Source organism: Alicyclobacillus sendaiensis NBRC 100866 (assembly GCF_001552675.1).
GTDB lineage: Bacteria > Bacillota > Bacilli > Alicyclobacillales > Alicyclobacillaceae > Alicyclobacillus > Alicyclobacillus sendaiensis.
This window is the reverse complement of the sequence record NZ_BCRQ01000059.1, coordinates 1-16431: the sequence shown is the minus strand read 5'-3', so window position 1 is coordinate 16431 and position 16431 is coordinate 1. Positions and strand designations below refer to the sequence as shown.

Below are 16431 nucleotides of genomic sequence, written 5' to 3'. Positions count from 1 at the left end.
CCCGCCCCTGTCGCAGGCCGTCAAGCAGACGGGCCATGTCAGGGGGCACGTCGCTTTCGAACCGGAGGCGGCGCCCATCGGGATGCGTGAACCCGAGCGTCCGCGCGTGAAGCGCCTGTCCGTCGATGGGCAGCGTGTGGCGCGGGCCATAGACGGGATCGCCCGCGATGGGATGGCCGATGGCCGCGAGGTGAACGCGGATCTGGTGCGTCCGCCCGGTCTCGAGGCGCAAGCGCAGATACGAGTAGTTGGCAAACGATTCGAGGACCCAAAAGTGCGTGACGGCGCGTTTGCCCCCTTGGCGCACGGCCATCCGCTGGCGATCCGCCGGATCGCGCGCGATGGGCATGTCAATGGTACCTTCGCGATGGGGCAAGCGCCCGTGCGCGATGGCCACGTACTCGCGCTCGACGTCGTGCGCCCGAAACGCCTCGACCAGCGCGCGATACGCGCGGTCCGACTTGGCGAACACGACGAGCCCGCTCGTGTCCTTGTCGATCCGGTGGACGACCCCCGGCCTCATCGCGCCCGCGAGCGCCGAGAGGGGCGTCCCGCGCGCCAGGAGGCCGTTCACGAGCGTGCCGCGCAAGTGACCTGCCCCCGGGTGCACGACGACGCCGCGCGGCTTGTCCACCACCACCACATCGTCGTCCTCGTAGGCGACGACAAACGGCACACCCGCATCGGGCACCAGCTCCAGCGGTTCCTCCTCCGGCACGTCCACCTCGTAGAGGTCACCCGGTTCCACGGGATCGCTCGCCTTCACGCGCCCAGGGCGCGCGCGGCGGACCAACCCGTCGTCAAGCCACCGCTGCACCTGCGTCCGCGAGACCTCGATGTCGTCCTCCTGCAGCCTGTCCGTCAGCCATCGGTCGAGTCGCTCGCCCGCATCCTCCGCGCTCACCTCATATTGAACGTGGATGGCCGGTCTCATGTTGTCCTCCTTACCCCATCAGTCGCGGGAATCGTTCCCGCCGCGAAAGGTCGAGAGAATGAGGAGCACGACGCCGATGTCGATGGAGGCGTCCGCGAGGTTGAAGACGGGGAAATGGATGGTGTAGAAGTACACGTAGTCGGTGACCGTGTGAGTCGGCGAAAAGACGCGATCCACCATGTTCCCGAGCGCGCCGCCGAGCAATAGGCCAAGCCCCACCTGCGCCAGAGCGCTCAGTTGGAACCGCGTGTTCACCACAACCACCGCCGCCACGACGGCGATGGCCACGAGGACAAACAGCCAAACCTGATGAGGCAAGAGACTGAATGCGGCGCCCGGATTCTGAATGTGCGTGAACTCCACCACGCCCGGGATGACCATGACGGCGCTGCCGATGGCCAACTTCGCCCGCACAACCAGCTTGATGACTTGATCGGCAACAAGTATCACCAGGCCGACCACGTACAACAGCCACTTCTGCTTCCCCACTCGACACGTCTCCTCGCCGGTTCACAGCCTGCACCCTCGCGAGCCGCCGTCGCATACCGTGAAAAGGCGGCAAGTGAAGGGGTGTGAATACGGTGATTGTACCAGAGGGCGGCGCCTTCTCACAATGGATTGCCCCACCGCTTGGACCGCGGGAACCCAAGCCGCGCACAAGCGGGATCACCATGGTCATCGACAAAGGACTGAGCCTTTCGGAGACGGAGTCCCTCTTGTCGACGGCCGCTCCGACCATTGATCTGCTGAAGCTCGGATTTGGGACGAGCGCCGTCTATCCTGCGCACGTGCTGCGGGCCAAGCTGGAGCGGGCGGCACAGGCAAACGTCATGGCGTGCCCAGGAGGGACTCTGGCCGAAGTGGCGTGGGTCCAGGGTGTGTTTTCCGAATACCTCCGGCGCTGCCGCCAGCTTGGGTTTCAAGCGATGGAGATCTCGGACGGCACCATCGACCTGCCGCCCGACCATCGCGCCAAGGCCATTGCGGCGGCGAAACGCTTGTTTCCCGTCGTCATCACGGAGGTGGGCAAAAAACTGAGCCACGACGTGGACCTCGCGCGCTGCGCCGAAGGCGTGCTCCGGGATCTCGAAGCCGGCGCTGATTACGTGATCCTCGAAGGGCGGGAATCGGGCGAAGGCGTAGGCATTTATGATTCAGCGGGCAAGGTGCTCGACGACGCACTGAGCGTGTTTGTGGCCGCGCTGCCCGCCGAAGCGCGGAGCCGGGTGATTTGGGAAGCGCCGAAAAAGTCTCAGCAAGTGGAACTCATTCGCCGCTTTGGTCCGGGCGTCAACCTGGGCAACGTGCCGCCCGGAGACGCCATTGCCCTCGAGTGCCTCCGGCTCGGCCTCAGGGCCGACACCTTCGTGCTCACCCTGGAGGCGCCCCCGTCCTAGGCTCGTCGTAATCCGCAAGTTCGTTTGCCGGCGACGGCAGCGTCCGGCGGTAGTCGTCCTCCGAGATGCGGTCCACCCCGTCGACGTAGCCGGCGTCGTCGTCGAGATCGGGCTCGTCGTAACGGGCGAGGCCCTGGAGCGGGCGGTCGGCGCGCATGACGTCCTGCAGGGCGTCCTCCCCGTCGTATCCCGTTTCGTCCGCGCCGTCGAGATTGAACCGACCGAACGAGGGCGCCAGGACGTCCTCCTCCACGGGGCGATGCGCCGACGCCCGCTTGGCCTCGACCTCGCGTTCACATTCGACGCACCGGCGGGCGGTGGGCATCGCCTCGAGCCGCGCCAAGGGGATGGGCCGCCCGCAGGACTCGCACTGTCCGTACGTTCCGCGGCGGATCCGCAACAGCGCATCCTCCACGTCCTCAAGCGCGCGCTTGTCGCGCAGCCGTTCGCCGACCGCCTGATTGCGGAGCGCCAGTTCGCTGGCGAGGTCCGCGGGGTGATTGTCATACATCGAGAGCTCCGAGAACTCGTCGGACATGGCGCGCTGGATGTCAGCCGACGTCTCTGCTTCGTTCAGGCGGTGCATCAGGCGCTCCCGCACCGCCTCCAAGCGGGATCGGATGGGCTCGTGTTCCATGGTCGTCCTCCTTCAGTACGCGAATTGGCGTGCCCGGAGCTGCCCGTCCACAATCTGGACCAAATCCGCGATCCACTTGCCGATGATCGGGAGGTTGAGGAGCTCGAGCTGCTGCAGGATTAGCACCACCAAGCCTGCAATCACGGTGAAACCGAGGCCGATGCCCAGACCGCGAAACACGCCGCCGATGAGATTGAGGAGCGCGAGCCGCCACGGGGTCTGCAGCAGGTCGACGTACGCCGCGAAGTTCGCACCTTCGAGGTATTCGGTCAGCCGCAGCAGTCCGAGATGGGTGAGCGAATGACGCCGCTTGCGCCTTTGCCGCATGTGGTTCACCGTCCCGGCTGTGGATGGTCTGCCGATAGTGTGCCCGGCGTGGGTCCTTCCATGTCGGACATGTTCACCAGACTGTCATTGGTATCTTCGGCGGGTCTGTGTATGATGGAGATCGGCAGGGTTGTTTTGACTGGAGAGATGATGGATGCGCAGAACATGGCTTTACGCAGCTTCCTGGGCGATTGTGTGGATTGGCGTTACGTTGTTCGCCGCCTGCATCCTCGCCCGGGTGTGGCTGCAACTGGCGCTGCCGTACACCACGTACGTCGTGATCGACGCCTCGCTCGTGGCCTTCGGGCTCGCCCTCCTCTGGTATACCGCGCGGAGCGAAAAAAAATAGCCGACCCCGAGGATCGGCTCGTCCAGGCGCGTGCCTTGCGTTCTTGGATCAGGCGAAGTCCGGTTCGGCTGCCGCGACCTCGCGCCGAGCGAGTTCCCGCTCGAACGACTCCCAGTCTCCGGACTCCATCATTTCGAGCTGCGATTGAATGAGCGACCGGAAGCGCGCGCGGAAAATCGCGGCTTGTTTCTGCATTTCCTCCACCTCGAGCGCCACTTTGCGCGCCTTGTTGAGCGCTTCGCTGATGATGCGATCCGCGTTCTTTTCCGCCTCGCGGATGATGAGTTGGGCTTCTTTTTTCGCGTTGTTCTTCAGCTCTTCCGCCGTCTCCTGGGCGACAAGGATGGACTTGCTGAGGCTCTCCTCGAGGTTCTGATAGTGCGCCAACTTCTCGTTGAGCCGCGCGATCTCCTCTTCCAACTGCTTATTCTGGCGAATGAGAGCCTCATAGTCCTGAATCACGCGCTCAAGAAAGTCATCGACTTCGTCCTCGTTGTACCCGCGCAACGAGCGCCGGAACTCTTTATTGTGAATGTCGATGGGCGACAACGGCATGGCGAATCCCCCTCATCTCGACCACAGGCTTGTGAAACCCCTCGTTTGGTCAGGGGTCGTCACCCTGCTATTCGACAGCAACCGGCAAAATCCTTCACCGTCACCGCACTTCGCGGCGAGATCGCAAAACGCCGACCCGCACGATCCAACGGCCGCTCTTGGATTGGCCCACGGTCTCCAGCACCCGCACGCGCCCGAATCCCCTGACAGACAACACATCCCCCGGCCGCACCTCCGCGTCGGGCGGGGCCTCCGCGTGATTCAGCTCCACCCGTCCGCTCGCCACCAGGGACTGCGCGTCTTTTCGCGACACCTGACAGGCCTGCGCGACGACGGCGTCCATGCGCGGGGACACGACGAAAATGTCCTTCGGTTCGTACGGCGGAGGGGGTAAGGGTGGGATCTCGTCCACCGCCTGCGCGATCACCGGCGTCCGGCCGACGCGAGTCCATGCGTCTTGCAGGTAGCGCGCGACAGGTTTCGTGACAAACACATACGCCTGCCGAGGCGCGGCGATGGCGATGTCGCCTACCGACGCGCGCTTCAGCCCCAGGCCAAGAAGCGAGCCCAGCACGTCGCCGTGGGAAAAGGCGTCCTGCGGCGCGACCACGTGGAGCGCCTGAATCTCGAAATCCTGTGGGGAGGTCGGCCACGGCTCCGGCAACAGCAGGAGCCGCACGCGCTCTGCCCCGTTGTAGCCCCCGAAGGCCTCGACGTGGATCCCCGCCCCACGCGCCACGCTTTCGGCAAGGTATCGTTCGCGCGGCGTCAAAAAGTCGGTCAGATAAGGGGCGTAGCTCTCCTCAACCTGTCGCACCCAATCCGCTGCGCGGCGGACCCAGGGTTGTTCCGACGCGCGCACCCATCCGTGTTGCACAGCACGCCTCCTCAGCTCGTGGTCAATTGCGTCAGCGTGGTGTCCACGCCCGCTTGAATCACGAAAAAGACGACCACCGCCACGAGCCACGTCACGTCGACGGAGATCCGGCCCACGCGCAAGGGGCGAAGGTAACGCCGGAACACCCACAGATAGGGCTCGCAGCAGGCGTGAATCCACCGGACCACGCGATGATAGGTCCAATCGGGTACCATCTGCATCAGCGCCCCGGCCAGGAGCACGATGAAATAGAGGCCAAACATCCATTCCACGGCGTCTGCCAACCCATCCATGCCTTCACCCCCTCACGGATTCACCAATCGCCGCCCGATGCGAATCATCGTCGCGCCTTCCTCGACGGCCACCTCGAAGTCATCGGACATGCCCATTGACAATTCCTCGAACGCCTCGAGCCCCAGGCGGGATTTCAAATCGTCCCTCAGGGCGCGAAGTCCCGTGAACACGTAGCGGACGTCCTCCGGTTCGTCGACCATGGGCGCCATGGTCATGAGGCCCCTGACGGCAAGCCCAGGGAGATCGCGAGCGAGGCGGACCAGATCCTCCGCCTCCTCGGGCGCGACGCCGTGCTTTTGCGTCTCACCGCTGATGTTGACCTGAACCAACACGTTCACCACAGCGCCTCGCCGAACCGCCTCTTCCGACAGCGCGCGAGCCAGTTCGGGCCGGTCCAGCGAATGAACCCACGCAAAGCGAGGCACGACATATTTCACCTTGTTGGTCTGAAGGGTGCCGATGAAGTGCCATTCGAAGCTCGAGGCGGCAGGATGCTCAAGCTTGTCCCGCGCCATCTGCCACCGATTTTCGGCCACGTCGCGGATGCCCGCGGCGCGAAGTGCGGGCAACACGTCCGGAGTGGCCGTCTTGGTCACGGCCACCAGGCGGACGCCCAGAGGATCCCGGCCGGATCGCGCGCAGGCGCGAGCAACTCGAGCGCGTATCTCCTCGACCCGCTGAGGCACGAATCCATAATCCAACGACTAGCCCCCCATCCCAAGCGCAATGGCCGCCATCTGCCGTCCCGCCCGCTCGCCCTCGCGGCGATGTGAAAACAGATGGCGGTTCCGGCAGGACGTGCAGATGCCAGCGTCATAGACGCGATCCGGCTGAACCCCACAAGCCTCGGCCGTCATCCGAATGGCATGCGGCAGGCTGAACGTGTATTTCCCGGGGCGCCCGAACCTGGGCAGGAGCGCTCGCTCGAGCGGTGTGCGGAGCACGTGGGCCGCCACGGCGTCGTCCACCTCGTAGCAACAGCGACGGATGCACGGGCCGATGGCCACGTGCAGATCGCTCGGCTTTGTCCCGTATTCTTCCTGCATGCGTTCGATGGCGCGGGCGACAATCTGCTGCACCGTGCCCCGCCATCCCGAGTGGCAAGCGCCCACCGCGCGGCGGACGGGATCGTACAACAGAACGGGCGCGCAGTCGGCGACGAGGATAGCAAGTGCGAGATCGGGGACGTCCGTGATCATCCCATCGGCCTCGACGGCGAACTCGCTCGGCGCGTCCACGCGGACGACGCGGTCACCGTGGACCTGCCGCACCAGGCACAGCGCCTCGGCTCCGATGCGCGCATTCGTCAGCATCCTCGCGCGATGGTCCCGAGCCGCCTCCGGACCCGCGAGGCGCGTCGAAACGTCGGCGTCCACGGGCGGCCACGTGTCCAAATGGCGAAAGAAAAACATGGCGCGCACGCCCGGGCCCGCGAACGGCGGGCGAATCCCGAGGCCGCCATGTCGTCCCATCACGTCCTTCAGCAAGCGCATCCCTCCGCTCCCTATCATACATCCATCCGGCTTCTCAGCGCCACGCGTCAATAGCCGCCTGTTCCGCGCTTGCCGGACTGCGGAGGGAGGTAGTAGCCCGGCTCGCCGGGCGGGCGCAGATCCACGAGGATCACGTCCGCGCCAATTTTGACAATCTGGTTCCAGGGGATGACGTAGTCCTGCGATCCGCCCACCATGCCGAAGAACTTCGACGGCCCGGGTATGACAATCGCGCGGATCAGCCCGCTGTCGAGATCGATCTCCAGATCGCCAATGGTCCCAAGCCGCTTGCCGTCCTCGACGTTGACCACATCCTTCGACTGAAGCTCCGATATGCGCACCACGCGTATCCGCCTCCCATCGGTCCTAAGGTCATCCTATGACCGATGGCGGAGGGGTTACGACTGGATGAGCTTGTACATGCGATGAATGGCCGCCTTCTCCAGCCGCGACACCTGCGCCTGCGAGATGCCGATCTCGTCCGCCACCTCCATCTGCGTCTTGCCCTCGTAAAACCGCTTGGCCAGAATCTTCTTCTCCCGATCCGACAGCTTGCGCATCGCTTCGCGCAGCGCAATGCCCTCCACCCACGCGGAATCCTTCTCGCGCTCGTCGTGAATCTGATCCATCACGTAGATGGGATCGCCCCCGTCGTGATAGATGGGCTCGAACATGGAGACGGGATCCTGGATGGCGTCGAGCGCAAACACGACCTCCTCCTTCGGCAAATTCATCTCGTTGGCGATCTCGACAATAGACGGCTCGCGCAGGTTTTTGGACGCCAGCATGTCGCGAACCTGCAGCGCTTTGTAGGCGATGTCGCGAAGGGAACGGCTGACGCGGATGGGGTTGTTGTCGCGCAGATATCGGCGAATCTCGCCGACGATCATGGGGACCGCATAGGTGGAAAAGCGCACATTCTGATTCAGGTCAAAATTGTCGATGGCTTTCATCAGTCCGATGCATCCGACCTGGAACAGGTCGTCCACGTATTCACCGCGGTTGTTGAACCGCTGAATGACCGATAAGACCAGGCGCAGGTTGCCGTTGACCAACTTCTCGCGCGCCGACAGATCGCCGGCCCGGAGCTGTTCGAACAACTCGCGCATTTGAGCGTTTGTGAGAACCGGAAGCTGAGAAGTGTTGACGCCGCAGATCTCCACCTTGTTGCGCTTCAAAGAAGTCCCCCCAAGTCTGCCCGTCATACACGTGTGAACATATATTCCAAAATTCGTCTTAAGTATGTCCGGACTCGGGCGGGTTATGCAGCTCCAACAAGGTGCGGCGGCGGTCGCGTGCGCCGCCGCGGACCACGGCGCAGGCGGGAGGCGTCCCTCACATCATCTTGTTGAATTCACGCTGAAGCCGCTTCAAGATGCGCTTCTCCAAGCGCGATATGTAGGATTGGGAGATCCCGAGGAGATCCGCGACGTCCTTCTGGGTCATCTCCTGGCCGGTGCCCAGGCCAAACCGCAACTCCATGATGGTGCGCTCCCGCTCGCTCAGCTTGTCGAGGGCGTCGTAGAGCAACTCGCGGTCCACCTCGTCCTCGAGGTTGCGGTAGATGGTGTCCGAATCCGTCCCGAGCACGTCGGACAGAAGCAGTTCGTTTCCGTCCCAGTCCACATTCAGCGGCTCGTCCAGCGACACCTCGGCGCGAAGCTTGTTGTTCCGGCGGAGGTACATGAGGATCTCATTCTCGATGCACCGAGACGCGTACGTCGCGAGCTTGATCTTTTTCGACGGATCGAACGTGTTCACGGCCTTGATGAGGCCGATGGTCCCGATGGAAACCAAATCCTCGATGTTCACACCCGTGTTCTCAAACTTGCGGGCGATGTACACGACTAGGCGCAGGTTTCGCTCGATGAGCATCGACCGCACGGACGGATCGCCCGAAGGAAGCCGCTCCAAAAGGTATTGTTCCTCCTCCTTCGTGAGCGGCGGCGGCAGCGCCTCGCTTCCGCCCACGTAATACACCTCATCCGGCTGACCCAGGAGGCGAACTCGCAGGCGGATGTACAGGAGGCGAAGCCGAAGGAGCGCGAGGCGGCGCTTGGTCTTGAGAAACTGGAACACGTGCATCTTCATCCACTCCATTCAAGACTTCTGGATGCAAGATGGCTTGAAACGTCCCCTCCGCGCTGAGCACGCCGGGAAATACCGCAAACAGGCTGTCCTCACCGCGGGTGCGCGTGCCATCCGGCTGGACCAGGTACACGGCCTTCGGCCGGATCGCGACCGTGAGGCCGCGGCCCGATGCCCCTTGAAACGGCACCACGGTGAGGGGTGTGCCGGGCAACGCCTCGGTCAAGGCATCCAACAGGTCCGCGCCGGCGGCCAACTTTTCGCGCACCGGCTCTGGAAAGGCTGGCATGAGGACGTCGGCGTCGACCAGCGACACAGGTCGCTTGGAGACGGGATCGACCAACGCATTGCCCGTGTCCACCAGGGCGCGGAAGCGGATGGAAACCCCGTCGAACTGCACCTCGAGATCGACCAGCGACGCCTCGACGCGCGCTTCCCGCTTCAGCCGGGCAGCGAGGCGCTTGAGACCCTCGACGGCGAGCGGCAGACCCACCATGAGGCCGAGCGTCTCGCCCGAGGTCGAGAAGGCCACGCCGCGATTGCTCCACAGGGCATGGTTGAGCGTCGTGCCGGGCACGGCGAAGCGGGCAGCGACACTCGCCCCGGCCACGATGAACGACACGAGGTAGTAGACGCCGACGAGGCGGGCGAGATCGAGCGCGTTGCGGTGAGGCAGGGCCAGCCACACCATCAAGACCGACACCAGCGCCTTGCCGGGCCACGTGGTGGCAAGGGATAGGGCAGGGACAAACAGCGCGAGCGCGTACGTCGCGCCCAGCAAGGCGCCCGCCAGAAGCCGCGTCCAGCGCGGCCGGCGTTTCATCAGCCAACCGGTCGTCCAGAGCAACGCGAAATCCATGATGAAGTTGACCATCCAGACGATGTCGATGTAGACCACCGGCAGGGCCTGCACACCATCACCTCAGGTGGAGCACGGCGTGTCCTATCCGACGGGCGGCATGTCCGCGAGATCACACCGCATCGTTTGGAGGAAAGTATAGTAGATTTGTATTACGAAGCCTGTCGGAACTTGACGGGTGGGTCGTAGACTTTTTTGAAGAAGTCGGTCGAGGCGTGTAGAGGACGAGCGGCGAAGCAAAGAACCTATCCGCACAACGCGAAGGGCCTGCCCATTCCAGGCAGGCCCGTGTCTTATGGAACGCCGAGGGCGGCGCAAAACGGCGTCGCGCCGCCTGGCTTTTCAGCTTCAGCGATCGCGCCCAAACCTGCTGTTCTGGCGGCGCATGAACGCCGGAATCTCCCACGGATTTCCCGTGTTCGGCACGTTGATGACCGGATCCTGCGCCGACGGATGGCGCTGCACGGTCCCGCGGACCACGTTGTCGTGCGGCTCGTGGTGCAGGTGATTCTGCCGCGCCTGCTGCTGTTGATTGGAACCGTCGAATCCCGTCGCGATGACGGTGACGACGATTTCGTCTTCCAGATTTGGATCGATGGCCGCGCCGAAGATCATATTGACATCCGGGTCTGCGGTCATGGAGACGATATCCGCGGCCTCGTTGACCTCCCAGAGGCTGAGATTCGTCCCACCCGCGACGTGCATGAGGATGCCGCGGGCGCCGTCAATGGACGTCTCCAAGAGCGGCGAGGAGATGGCCTTCTTCGCCGCTTCGGCAGCGCGGTTTTCGCCAGAGGCGATGCCGATCCCCATGAGGGCGGATCCGCGTTCCGTCATGATGGCTTTGACGTCCGCGAAGTCCACGTTGATGAGCGCAGGCGTCGCGATGAGATCCGAAATGCCCGACACGCCCTGCCGCAGCACGTTGTCCGCCTCCCGGAACGCTTCCAGGACCGGCGTGTTGCGGTCCACAATTTCGAGCAGACGATCGTTCGGAATGACGATGAGCGTGTCGACCTTCTGCTTCAGCTCGTTGACGCCCTGCTCAGCCTGGATCATGCGGCGGCGTTGCTCAAAGCGGAAGGGCTTGGTCACGACGCCCACCGTGAGCGCGCCGAGTTCTTTCGCGATCTCGGCGATAACCGGCGCCGCGCCGGTCCCCGTGCCGCCTCCCATCCCAGCCGTGACAAACACCATGTCCGCGCCTTTGAGCGCATTGGCCAGCATTTCACGGCTCTCTTCCGCTGCCTTCTTGCCAATCTCGGGATTCGCGCCCGCCCCCAAGCCACGGGTCAGCTTTTCGCCGATCTGAAGCTTGGTCTCGGCCTTCGACAGCTTGAGCGCCTGAGCATCCGTGTTCACGACAATGAACTCCACGCCCTTGACGCCCGATTCGATCATCCGGTTCACCGCATTGCACCCGCCGCCGCCGACGCCGATCACCTTAATATTAGCAAGGGAATCAGTTTCAAAATCGAATTCCAGCACTGTGGGTCCTCCTAATCTATTTGGCTCCGCACTTCCCCTGCGACAGTATGGTGTCAGCGCGCACGTGCGCGCACACACCGGCCGACATCACACGAAATCGCGCAGCCAATCTTTGATTCGTGCAAATACGCCGACGTGATTGGACGAACGAACCTGACGAGCGCCGCCGTTGTAATCCGCCGAGCTGGGCCGAAGCCCCGTGCGCGCGGCATACACAATCATGCCGACACCGTTGACGAAGGACGGATCGCGCACCCCGAGGAACTCTGGCACGGCGATGCGCACAGGCGCCTGCAGTTCTTCTCCGGCCAACTCGGCCGCGGAAGGCGTCGACATGACGCCGCCGTGAAACACGTAACCCGCCGGCAGCTCGTCGGCATAACCCATCTTTTCTACTTCTTTTCGCACTAAGCCGAATATCTCCTGCATGCGTGGCTCAATAATCGTGGCGAGATCATACTGCGTGAACTCCGCCTCCTTGTTGCTCCCCATCCGGGGCACGCGAAAGGTCTCATGCTCGGAGGCCTGCTCCACCATCGCGCAGGCGTGGCGGAGTTTGACCTGTTCGGCAGCGACCGTGTTGGTGCGCAACCCGATGGCGATGTCTTGCGTCACGTAGTCGCCGCCAATCGGGATGATGCTCGTCCCCATCAGGACGCCGTTGGCAAACACGCTGACCGACGTCACGCCCGCGCCCACGTCCACCAACGCGACGCCCAGCTTGCGCTCGTCCTGCGTGAGCGCGATTTGGCTCGCGGCCATGGGCGCGAGCACGAGATTCGCAACTTCCAGTCCCGCGCGCTCCACACATCGCACGATGTTGTGAATCGCGGTGCGGCTCCCGGTGATGAGATACGCGTCCACCTCCAGCCGCACACCGAGCATCCCGCGCGGATCCATGATGCCACGCAGGCCGTCGACGACAAACTCTTTCGCCACGACGTCAATGACCTCGCGTTCCGGAGGCAGCGCCACGACTCGCGCTTGCTGCAAAACGCGTTCAATATCTTCATCCGTGATCTCGCGGTCCGCCGAAGACACCGCGACCACTCCGTGAGAGCTGTGCAACTGAATGTGCTCCCCCGAAATGCCCACGTACGCGGATGGGATGCGAATGCCCACCATGCGCTCGGCGTGATCGACCGCTTCGCGGATTGAATCAACCGTTTTGTCAATATCGACAATCGCACCGTGGCGCAGTCCTTGACTCGAGGCGGAGCCCACTCCAATGATGTTCAAGCTGTTTCCAGTCGGCTCTCCGATGATGACCCGCACCTTCGAAGTGCCGATGTCGAGACTGACGATGTAGTCCTCCTTGGCCAACCGAGTGGCACCTCCCTAGAGCGCCCGAGACTGCGATTCTCTATCTACTTCCACACGGATTTCGACAATCCTCTAGCGCAGGCGAAAAATCTTTGATTTCCAAGAGCGTCACGCGCCATCCTTGGTGGACGCCATCCGCCGGGCCACCCGCCGCTGCCGGATGAGCGTGAAGACGTGCCGGCGGATCACCGCGATGTTTTGAAACAGGCGCACGCCAAAGGCAACCACCGCGGCCAAGTACAGGTCCACGCCGAGCTGGTTTCCGATGTAGGCCAACAGGGCGGCGACCAGCGTATTGGTGAAAAAGCCGGAGAGAAACACGGCGCTGTCGAACGTCTTGTCGAGACTGGCACGGATGCCCCCCACGACGGTGTCCAGCGCAGCCAGAATGGCGATGGACAGATAGCTCGTGAACGCGACGGGGATGACGACGTTCGTCACCAACCCCAGCCCGATGCCGACGGCTAAACCTAAAACGGGCAGCCAGTACATCAGCCGTTTCCCTCCTTCGCGTATTGCCCAGGCAACGGTCCTGCGTAGGCCGGCACGGTCACCCCATGAGAAGAGGGATAGGCGCGAACGATAAAATCCTCGCCCATCGCCTCGAAGTACCCTTGTAAAACGTTCACCGCAAGCCCCGTTTGCATTTGCTGCACGCTGCCCACCGCCTGAATCACGTACGGCGCTTCAATGAGCCTGCCGTTCACATGCACACTGCCGATGCCGTTCACCTCGACCAACCGGATGGACGAGGTGCCGACCAAGCGCTGCCCATTGATGGCGATGGCCGTGGCGCCGTTGGCAAAGAGGACATTGACGACCTCGTCCAACCACTGGTCCGCCTGTTGGGGAAACAGCGCCATCTGGGCAGGACTCGCGCCTAGCTTTGCATCGGGCTGGATAGTGATGGTGATGCCCGGGCCGGTGACAGGCGTGAGCCCAGCCTCCACAGCCAATTGGCGCTCATCCTTCGCCAACACCTGCCGGAGCTCCTTCTGGCTCCCGCTGGCAGCTCGGTATTCCGCAAGTTGAGCCTCGAGCTTCGAAATCTGCTGCTCGAGAAGAATGTGTTCCTGAGCCTGTTCCGAGACCTGCGTGCGCAGGTCGATGTAGCTCGTGTTTCTCGATCCAACAGGCGCTTCCGCCGTCAGATCGACCGTCACCATGAAGCCCAGCGCCACCACGGTGGCCGTCGCCACCCAGATGAGGCTTCGGTTGGAGCGAGCCGCCATCCGCGTCACCCCTGCAGTGAATTGGTGTAGGCCGGAATATGGATATCGTTCTCGACCTCGGGCGTGGAGACCTGCAGGCCTTCCTGCCGCATCGCGTCGAGAATGCCGCCTTGGATTTCGAGGGCCGAAGACAGCACCGCCGGATCGCCAATCGCCACCACCGTGAACGGGGCTCCGAGCCGATGGCCATTGACCGACACGACGGGCCCCTGGCATTCAATGGAGGATGTGGCAAGGACCCGGTAGTCGTTGATGGCCACCGCCTCCGCGCCGGCGGTGAACAACTCGTTGACCAGGTTGCGAAGCGTCCAATCGTGGGCGAGGATCTGCTCGACATCGCTCCCGCCCACGCTGCCGTCGTTGAGGGTGACCTGGATGCCCGGCCCGTGAACCGGCGTGAGCCCAGCCAGAACGCGCTCGCCCGCCATCCGCTGCTGGAGCGCTTGGACGGAGTCGGTCGATCCGGCCGAGATCTGCTCGTACTGCGCAATTTCCTGCGTGAGCGAAGCAAGTTGTTGTTGAGCCTTCTGGTTCGACTGCTTGAGCTCGTTGAGCCGCTCCGCCAGCTGACGGTTCACCGCCGAGCTCCCGCTGGCGAGCACGCCCAAGGCGGCCGCCGCGTGATTTTGCCGGTAACTGACGGTCAGCATGTAGCCCAACGCCACGGCGACCACCGTGAGCGATGCGATGACGCGTCCTTGCGCGTTCACAGGCCTCCCCCTTTTCAGGAATGCGAGGTGGTGTTCGGGCTTGTCCCCTCGGCCTGCCCACCTCGGCTCGAAACCGCCGGGGTCTTGACGTTCGAGTTGGGCAGCGACGCAAACGGGGTGTATCGGTACGGTGGCGACCCGGTCAGGTCAATCAAGCCCGGCCGGTATCCCTTCCCCACGAAATAGCGGATAGTCGGCTGGATGGCGGCCACCGAACCTGGCAAATCTGCCACGTCCGCCAGCACTTCGAAGTCGTTGTCGAGATACAGGGTGACCGTGCCGTCCCCGTTCACGTGGATCTCGGACACCCCGGTCAGCTCGCTCGCGGGAACGGACGCGAGTTGGCGACAGACGGACGACACCGCGGCCGGCGCCATCCCGTGCACGGACAGCTTCGAGTCTTGGCCTGTCACGATGGGATACGGCAGCCCCACCGCCGAGGGAATCTTTTGATACACGTAGCCGTTGGACATGAGCTCGTAGAATCCGCTCGGATCCGCGTAGACGGCGACCACGTCGCGCTCGTGGACGCGAATGGACACGGTTCCCGACGGCCACGAGACGGAGATGGCGGCGCGATCGACCATAGGCACCTTGGCCACAATGTCGGAAGCGGCCCGCTTGCGATTCACTTCCCACAGGCTCTCGCCGTACGCGATGCCGCTCGATGCGACAATCTGCGCCATCGGAACCGTGGTGTTCCCGCTCACCTCGATGTGGCGCACGCGGGCGAGCGGCGACTCCAGCACCGCCACAAGCCCAATGAACGCGAAAAAGCTCACGACAATCCGCCGATTTCTCGCCTTCCGGCGCTCGCGCTCCTGTGTCGTTTCCTGTCGTGGCATGCTGTCACGCCTTTCGCCGCCTGTGCGCCCCCTTGTCATTCGCCGCGCGACACGCGCGACACGCGGGCCCCGAGCGTTCGAAGCAGCGCAGCCATGTCCTCATAGCCGCGGTCGATGTGCTGGAGGCCCTCGACCTCGGTGAAGCCATGGGCCGCGAGCCCCGCCACCACGAGCGCCGCGCCCCCGCGAAGATCAGCCGCCGTCACGCGCGCCCCGGACAAACGTGGCACCCCCCGCACGATGGCGGTGCGCAGATCGACCGAGACGTTGGCGCCCATACGCACCAGCTCGTCGACGTGCTTGAAGCGGGCTTCAAAAACACTTTCCTGCACGATGCTCGTGCCCTTGGCTATGGTCAAAAACGCCATAAAAGGCGCCTGAAGATCCGTCGGAAACCCTGGGTAAGGCGCAGTTCGAATGTCAATGGCAGATGGGGTCTCCTCGCCGATGACAGTGATTATATCATGGTCCACCTCCACGCGAACACCCGCGTCGCGGAGCTTCTGGAGCACAACCCCAAGGTGATCCGCGCGGGCGCCCACCAGTCGGACCTCTCCGCCTGCGGCGGCGACCATCGCCATCACCGTGCCGGCCACAATGCGGTCCGGGATGACTTGGTACGACGTCTCCGCGAGCTCCGACCGCCCGCGGACCTCGATGCGCGCCGACCCGGCCCCCCGGATCTTGGCCCCGGCAGCGTTCAGAAAGTTCGCCAAGTCCTCCACTTCCGGTTCCCGCGCCGCGTTTTCAATGACCGTGGTCCCGTCCGCGAGCACCGCCGCCATCAGCAAATTCTCGGTCGCCCCGACCGACGGAAAGTCGAGCACGATGTGCGTGCCGACGAGCCGCTTGGCCTGACAACGGATGAGACCGTGAGACTCCTCAATCCGCGCGCCGAGCGCCCGAAGTCCCCGCAGGTGAAAATCAATGGGCCGCTGGCCGATGACACACCCTCCCGGCTTGGAGACGGTCACTTCGCCGCACCTCGCCATGAGCGGGCCCATCAAGAAGATGGAAGACCCC

General features: G+C 63.6%; 22 protein-coding genes. 2 read left to right on the top strand and 20 right to left on the bottom strand.

The window, feature by feature from the left end:
• Together AS26_RS11210 and lspA are read right to left on the bottom strand one after the other, a co-directional pair.
• A partial coding sequence (locus AS26_RS11210; protein ID WP_062309540.1) for an RluA family pseudouridine synthase occupies positions 1 to 934 on the bottom strand: 934 nt, incomplete at its 3' end.
• An 18-nt stretch (positions 935 to 952) separates the two neighbouring features.
• A complete protein-coding gene (gene lspA, locus AS26_RS11205; RefSeq protein WP_062309538.1) occupies positions 953 to 1423 on the bottom strand; it encodes a signal peptidase II in 471 nt (156 codons plus the stop codon).
• A gap of 92 nt (positions 1424 to 1515) precedes the next feature.
• Between lspA and comA the strand changes: the two genes are divergently transcribed.
• Positions 1516 to 2331, top strand: a complete 816-nt coding sequence (comA, locus tag AS26_RS11200; protein WP_062309535.1) for a phosphosulfolactate synthase — start codon at positions 1516 to 1518, stop codon at positions 2329 to 2331.
• Here the strand turns inward: comA and AS26_RS11195 are convergent.
• Together AS26_RS11195 and AS26_RS11190 are read right to left on the bottom strand one after the other, a co-directional pair.
• Positions 2306 to 2968 (bottom strand): TraR/DksA C4-type zinc finger protein, encoded by a 663-nt coding sequence (locus AS26_RS11195; protein ID WP_062309534.1) that lies wholly within the window; start codon positions 2966 to 2968, stop codon positions 2306 to 2308. The two genes, comA and AS26_RS11195, sit on opposite strands and share 26 nt — an antisense overlap.
• Positions 2969 to 2980: 12 nt before the next feature.
• Positions 2981 to 3295 carry a DUF5665 domain-containing protein gene (locus tag AS26_RS11190; RefSeq protein WP_062309532.1) on the bottom strand — a complete coding sequence of 105 codons (315 nt, stop codon included), beginning with the start codon at positions 3293 to 3295 and terminating at the stop codon, positions 2981 to 2983.
• A gap of 154 nt (positions 3296 to 3449) precedes the next feature.
• Here AS26_RS11190 and AS26_RS11185 point away from each other — a divergent pair, with 154 nt between their 5' ends.
• Positions 3450 to 3644 (top strand): hypothetical protein, encoded by a 195-nt coding sequence (locus AS26_RS11185; protein WP_062309530.1) that lies wholly within the window; start codon positions 3450 to 3452, stop codon positions 3642 to 3644.
• A 48-nt stretch (positions 3645 to 3692) separates the two neighbouring features.
• On the opposite strand, the gene AS26_RS11180 is transcribed toward AS26_RS11185, so the two are convergent.
• The 16 genes from AS26_RS11180 to murA form a co-directional block, all read right to left on the bottom strand.
• On the bottom strand, positions 3693 to 4199 hold the full coding sequence (locus AS26_RS11180; protein WP_008340469.1) for a DivIVA domain-containing protein: 507 nt from the start codon (positions 4197 to 4199) through the stop codon (positions 3693 to 3695).
• Between the two features lie 100 nt (positions 4200 to 4299).
• Entirely contained in the window at positions 4300 to 5076 is a 777-nt protein-coding gene (locus tag AS26_RS11175) for a YlmH family RNA-binding protein (protein WP_062309528.1), read from the bottom strand.
• Positions 5077 to 5087: 11 nt separating this feature from the next.
• Positions 5088 to 5369 (bottom strand): YggT family protein, encoded by a 282-nt coding sequence (locus tag AS26_RS11170; protein ID WP_062309526.1) that lies wholly within the window; start codon positions 5367 to 5369, stop codon positions 5088 to 5090.
• A 12-nt stretch (positions 5370 to 5381) separates the two neighbouring features.
• The gene (locus AS26_RS11165; RefSeq protein WP_062309524.1) at positions 5382 to 6071 is read right to left on the bottom strand and encodes a YggS family pyridoxal phosphate-dependent enzyme; all 690 of its coding nucleotides are present in this window, start codon (positions 6069 to 6071) and stop codon (positions 5382 to 5384) included.
• Positions 6072 to 6074: 3 nt separating this feature from the next.
• On the bottom strand, positions 6075 to 6863 hold the full coding sequence (gene pgeF / locus AS26_RS11160) for a peptidoglycan editing factor PgeF (RefSeq protein ID WP_062309523.1): 789 nt from the start codon (positions 6861 to 6863) through the stop codon (positions 6075 to 6077).
• A gap of 47 nt (positions 6864 to 6910) precedes the next feature.
• Complete coding sequence (locus AS26_RS11155; protein ID WP_062309520.1) at positions 6911 to 7207, bottom strand: YlmC/YmxH family sporulation protein; 297 nt, start codon at positions 7205 to 7207, stop codon at positions 6911 to 6913.
• Positions 7208 to 7261: 54 nt separating this feature from the next.
• Positions 7262 to 8041 carry an RNA polymerase sporulation sigma factor SigG gene (sigG, locus tag AS26_RS11150; protein WP_062309518.1) on the bottom strand — a complete coding sequence of 260 codons (780 nt, stop codon included), beginning with the start codon at positions 8039 to 8041 and terminating at the stop codon, positions 7262 to 7264.
• 157 nt (positions 8042 to 8198) lie between these two features.
• Positions 8199 to 8948: an RNA polymerase sporulation sigma factor SigE gene (gene sigE / locus AS26_RS11145; protein ID WP_062309516.1), complete on the bottom strand. Its 750-nt coding sequence runs from the start codon at positions 8946 to 8948 to the stop codon at positions 8199 to 8201.
• Entirely contained in the window at positions 8845 to 9864 is a 1020-nt protein-coding gene (locus tag AS26_RS11140) for a sigma-E processing peptidase SpoIIGA (RefSeq protein WP_062309514.1), read from the bottom strand. The genes sigE and AS26_RS11140 overlap by 104 nt, the downstream gene beginning before the upstream one ends.
• 294 nt (positions 9865 to 10158) lie before the next feature.
• Positions 10159 to 11298 carry a cell division protein FtsZ gene (gene ftsZ / locus AS26_RS11135; RefSeq protein ID WP_012810654.1) on the bottom strand — a complete coding sequence of 380 codons (1140 nt, stop codon included), beginning with the start codon at positions 11296 to 11298 and terminating at the stop codon, positions 10159 to 10161.
• An 87-nt stretch (positions 11299 to 11385) separates the two neighbouring features.
• Positions 11386 to 12621: a cell division protein FtsA gene (gene ftsA, locus AS26_RS11130; RefSeq protein WP_062309512.1), complete on the bottom strand. Its 1236-nt coding sequence runs from the start codon at positions 12619 to 12621 to the stop codon at positions 11386 to 11388.
• A gap of 108 nt (positions 12622 to 12729) precedes the next feature.
• A complete protein-coding gene (locus AS26_RS11125; RefSeq protein ID WP_062309510.1) occupies positions 12730 to 13113 on the bottom strand; it encodes a small basic family protein in 384 nt (127 codons plus the stop codon).
• A complete protein-coding gene (locus tag AS26_RS11120; protein WP_062309508.1) occupies positions 13113 to 13853 on the bottom strand; it encodes a DUF881 domain-containing protein in 741 nt (246 codons plus the stop codon). Before AS26_RS11120 ends, AS26_RS11125 begins: the two co-directional genes overlap by 1 nt.
• Positions 13854 to 13858: 5 nt before the next feature.
• Complete coding sequence (locus AS26_RS11115; protein ID WP_062309506.1) at positions 13859 to 14563, bottom strand: DUF881 domain-containing protein; 705 nt, start codon at positions 14561 to 14563, stop codon at positions 13859 to 13861.
• A 14-nt stretch (positions 14564 to 14577) separates the two neighbouring features.
• Positions 14578 to 15408 carry a cell division protein FtsQ/DivIB gene (locus tag AS26_RS11110; protein WP_245629738.1) on the bottom strand — a complete coding sequence of 277 codons (831 nt, stop codon included), beginning with the start codon at positions 15406 to 15408 and terminating at the stop codon, positions 14578 to 14580.
• A gap of 35 nt (positions 15409 to 15443) precedes the next feature.
• Positions 15444 to 16431 (bottom strand): UDP-N-acetylglucosamine 1-carboxyvinyltransferase (gene murA / locus AS26_RS11105; protein ID WP_062309501.1); only part of this gene is annotated, 988 nt, incomplete at its 5' end.

Coding starts and splice junctions, on each gene's coding strand:
- AS26_RS11195 (WP_062309534.1), bottom strand. CDS start 2,968: ATGGAACACGAGCCCATCCGATCCCGCTTGGAGGCGGTGCGGGAGCGC.
- AS26_RS11110 (WP_245629738.1), bottom strand. CDS start 15,408: ATGCCACGACAGGAAACGACACAGGAGCGCGAGCGCCGGAAGGCGAGA.
- AS26_RS11125 (WP_062309510.1), bottom strand. CDS start 13,113: ATGTACTGGCTGCCCGTTTTAGGTTTAGCCGTCGGCATCGGGCTGGGG.
- AS26_RS11185 (WP_062309530.1), top strand. CDS start 3,450: ATGCGCAGAACATGGCTTTACGCAGCTTCCTGGGCGATTGTGTGGATT.
- AS26_RS11170 (WP_062309526.1), bottom strand. CDS start 5,369: ATGGATGGGTTGGCAGACGCCGTGGAATGGATGTTTGGCCTCTATTTC.
- AS26_RS11180 (WP_008340469.1), bottom strand. CDS start 4,199: ATGCCGTTGTCGCCCATCGACATTCACAATAAAGAGTTCCGGCGCTCG.
- AS26_RS11120 (WP_062309508.1), bottom strand. CDS start 13,853: ATGGCGGCTCGCTCCAACCGAAGCCTCATCTGGGTGGCGACGGCCACC.
- AS26_RS11190 (WP_062309532.1), bottom strand. CDS start 3,295: ATGCGGCAAAGGCGCAAGCGGCGTCATTCGCTCACCCATCTCGGACTG.
- sigE (WP_062309516.1), bottom strand. CDS start 8,948: ATGCACGTGTTCCAGTTTCTCAAGACCAAGCGCCGCCTCGCGCTCCTT.
- pgeF (WP_062309523.1), bottom strand. CDS start 6,863: ATGCGCTTGCTGAAGGACGTGATGGGACGACATGGCGGCCTCGGGATT.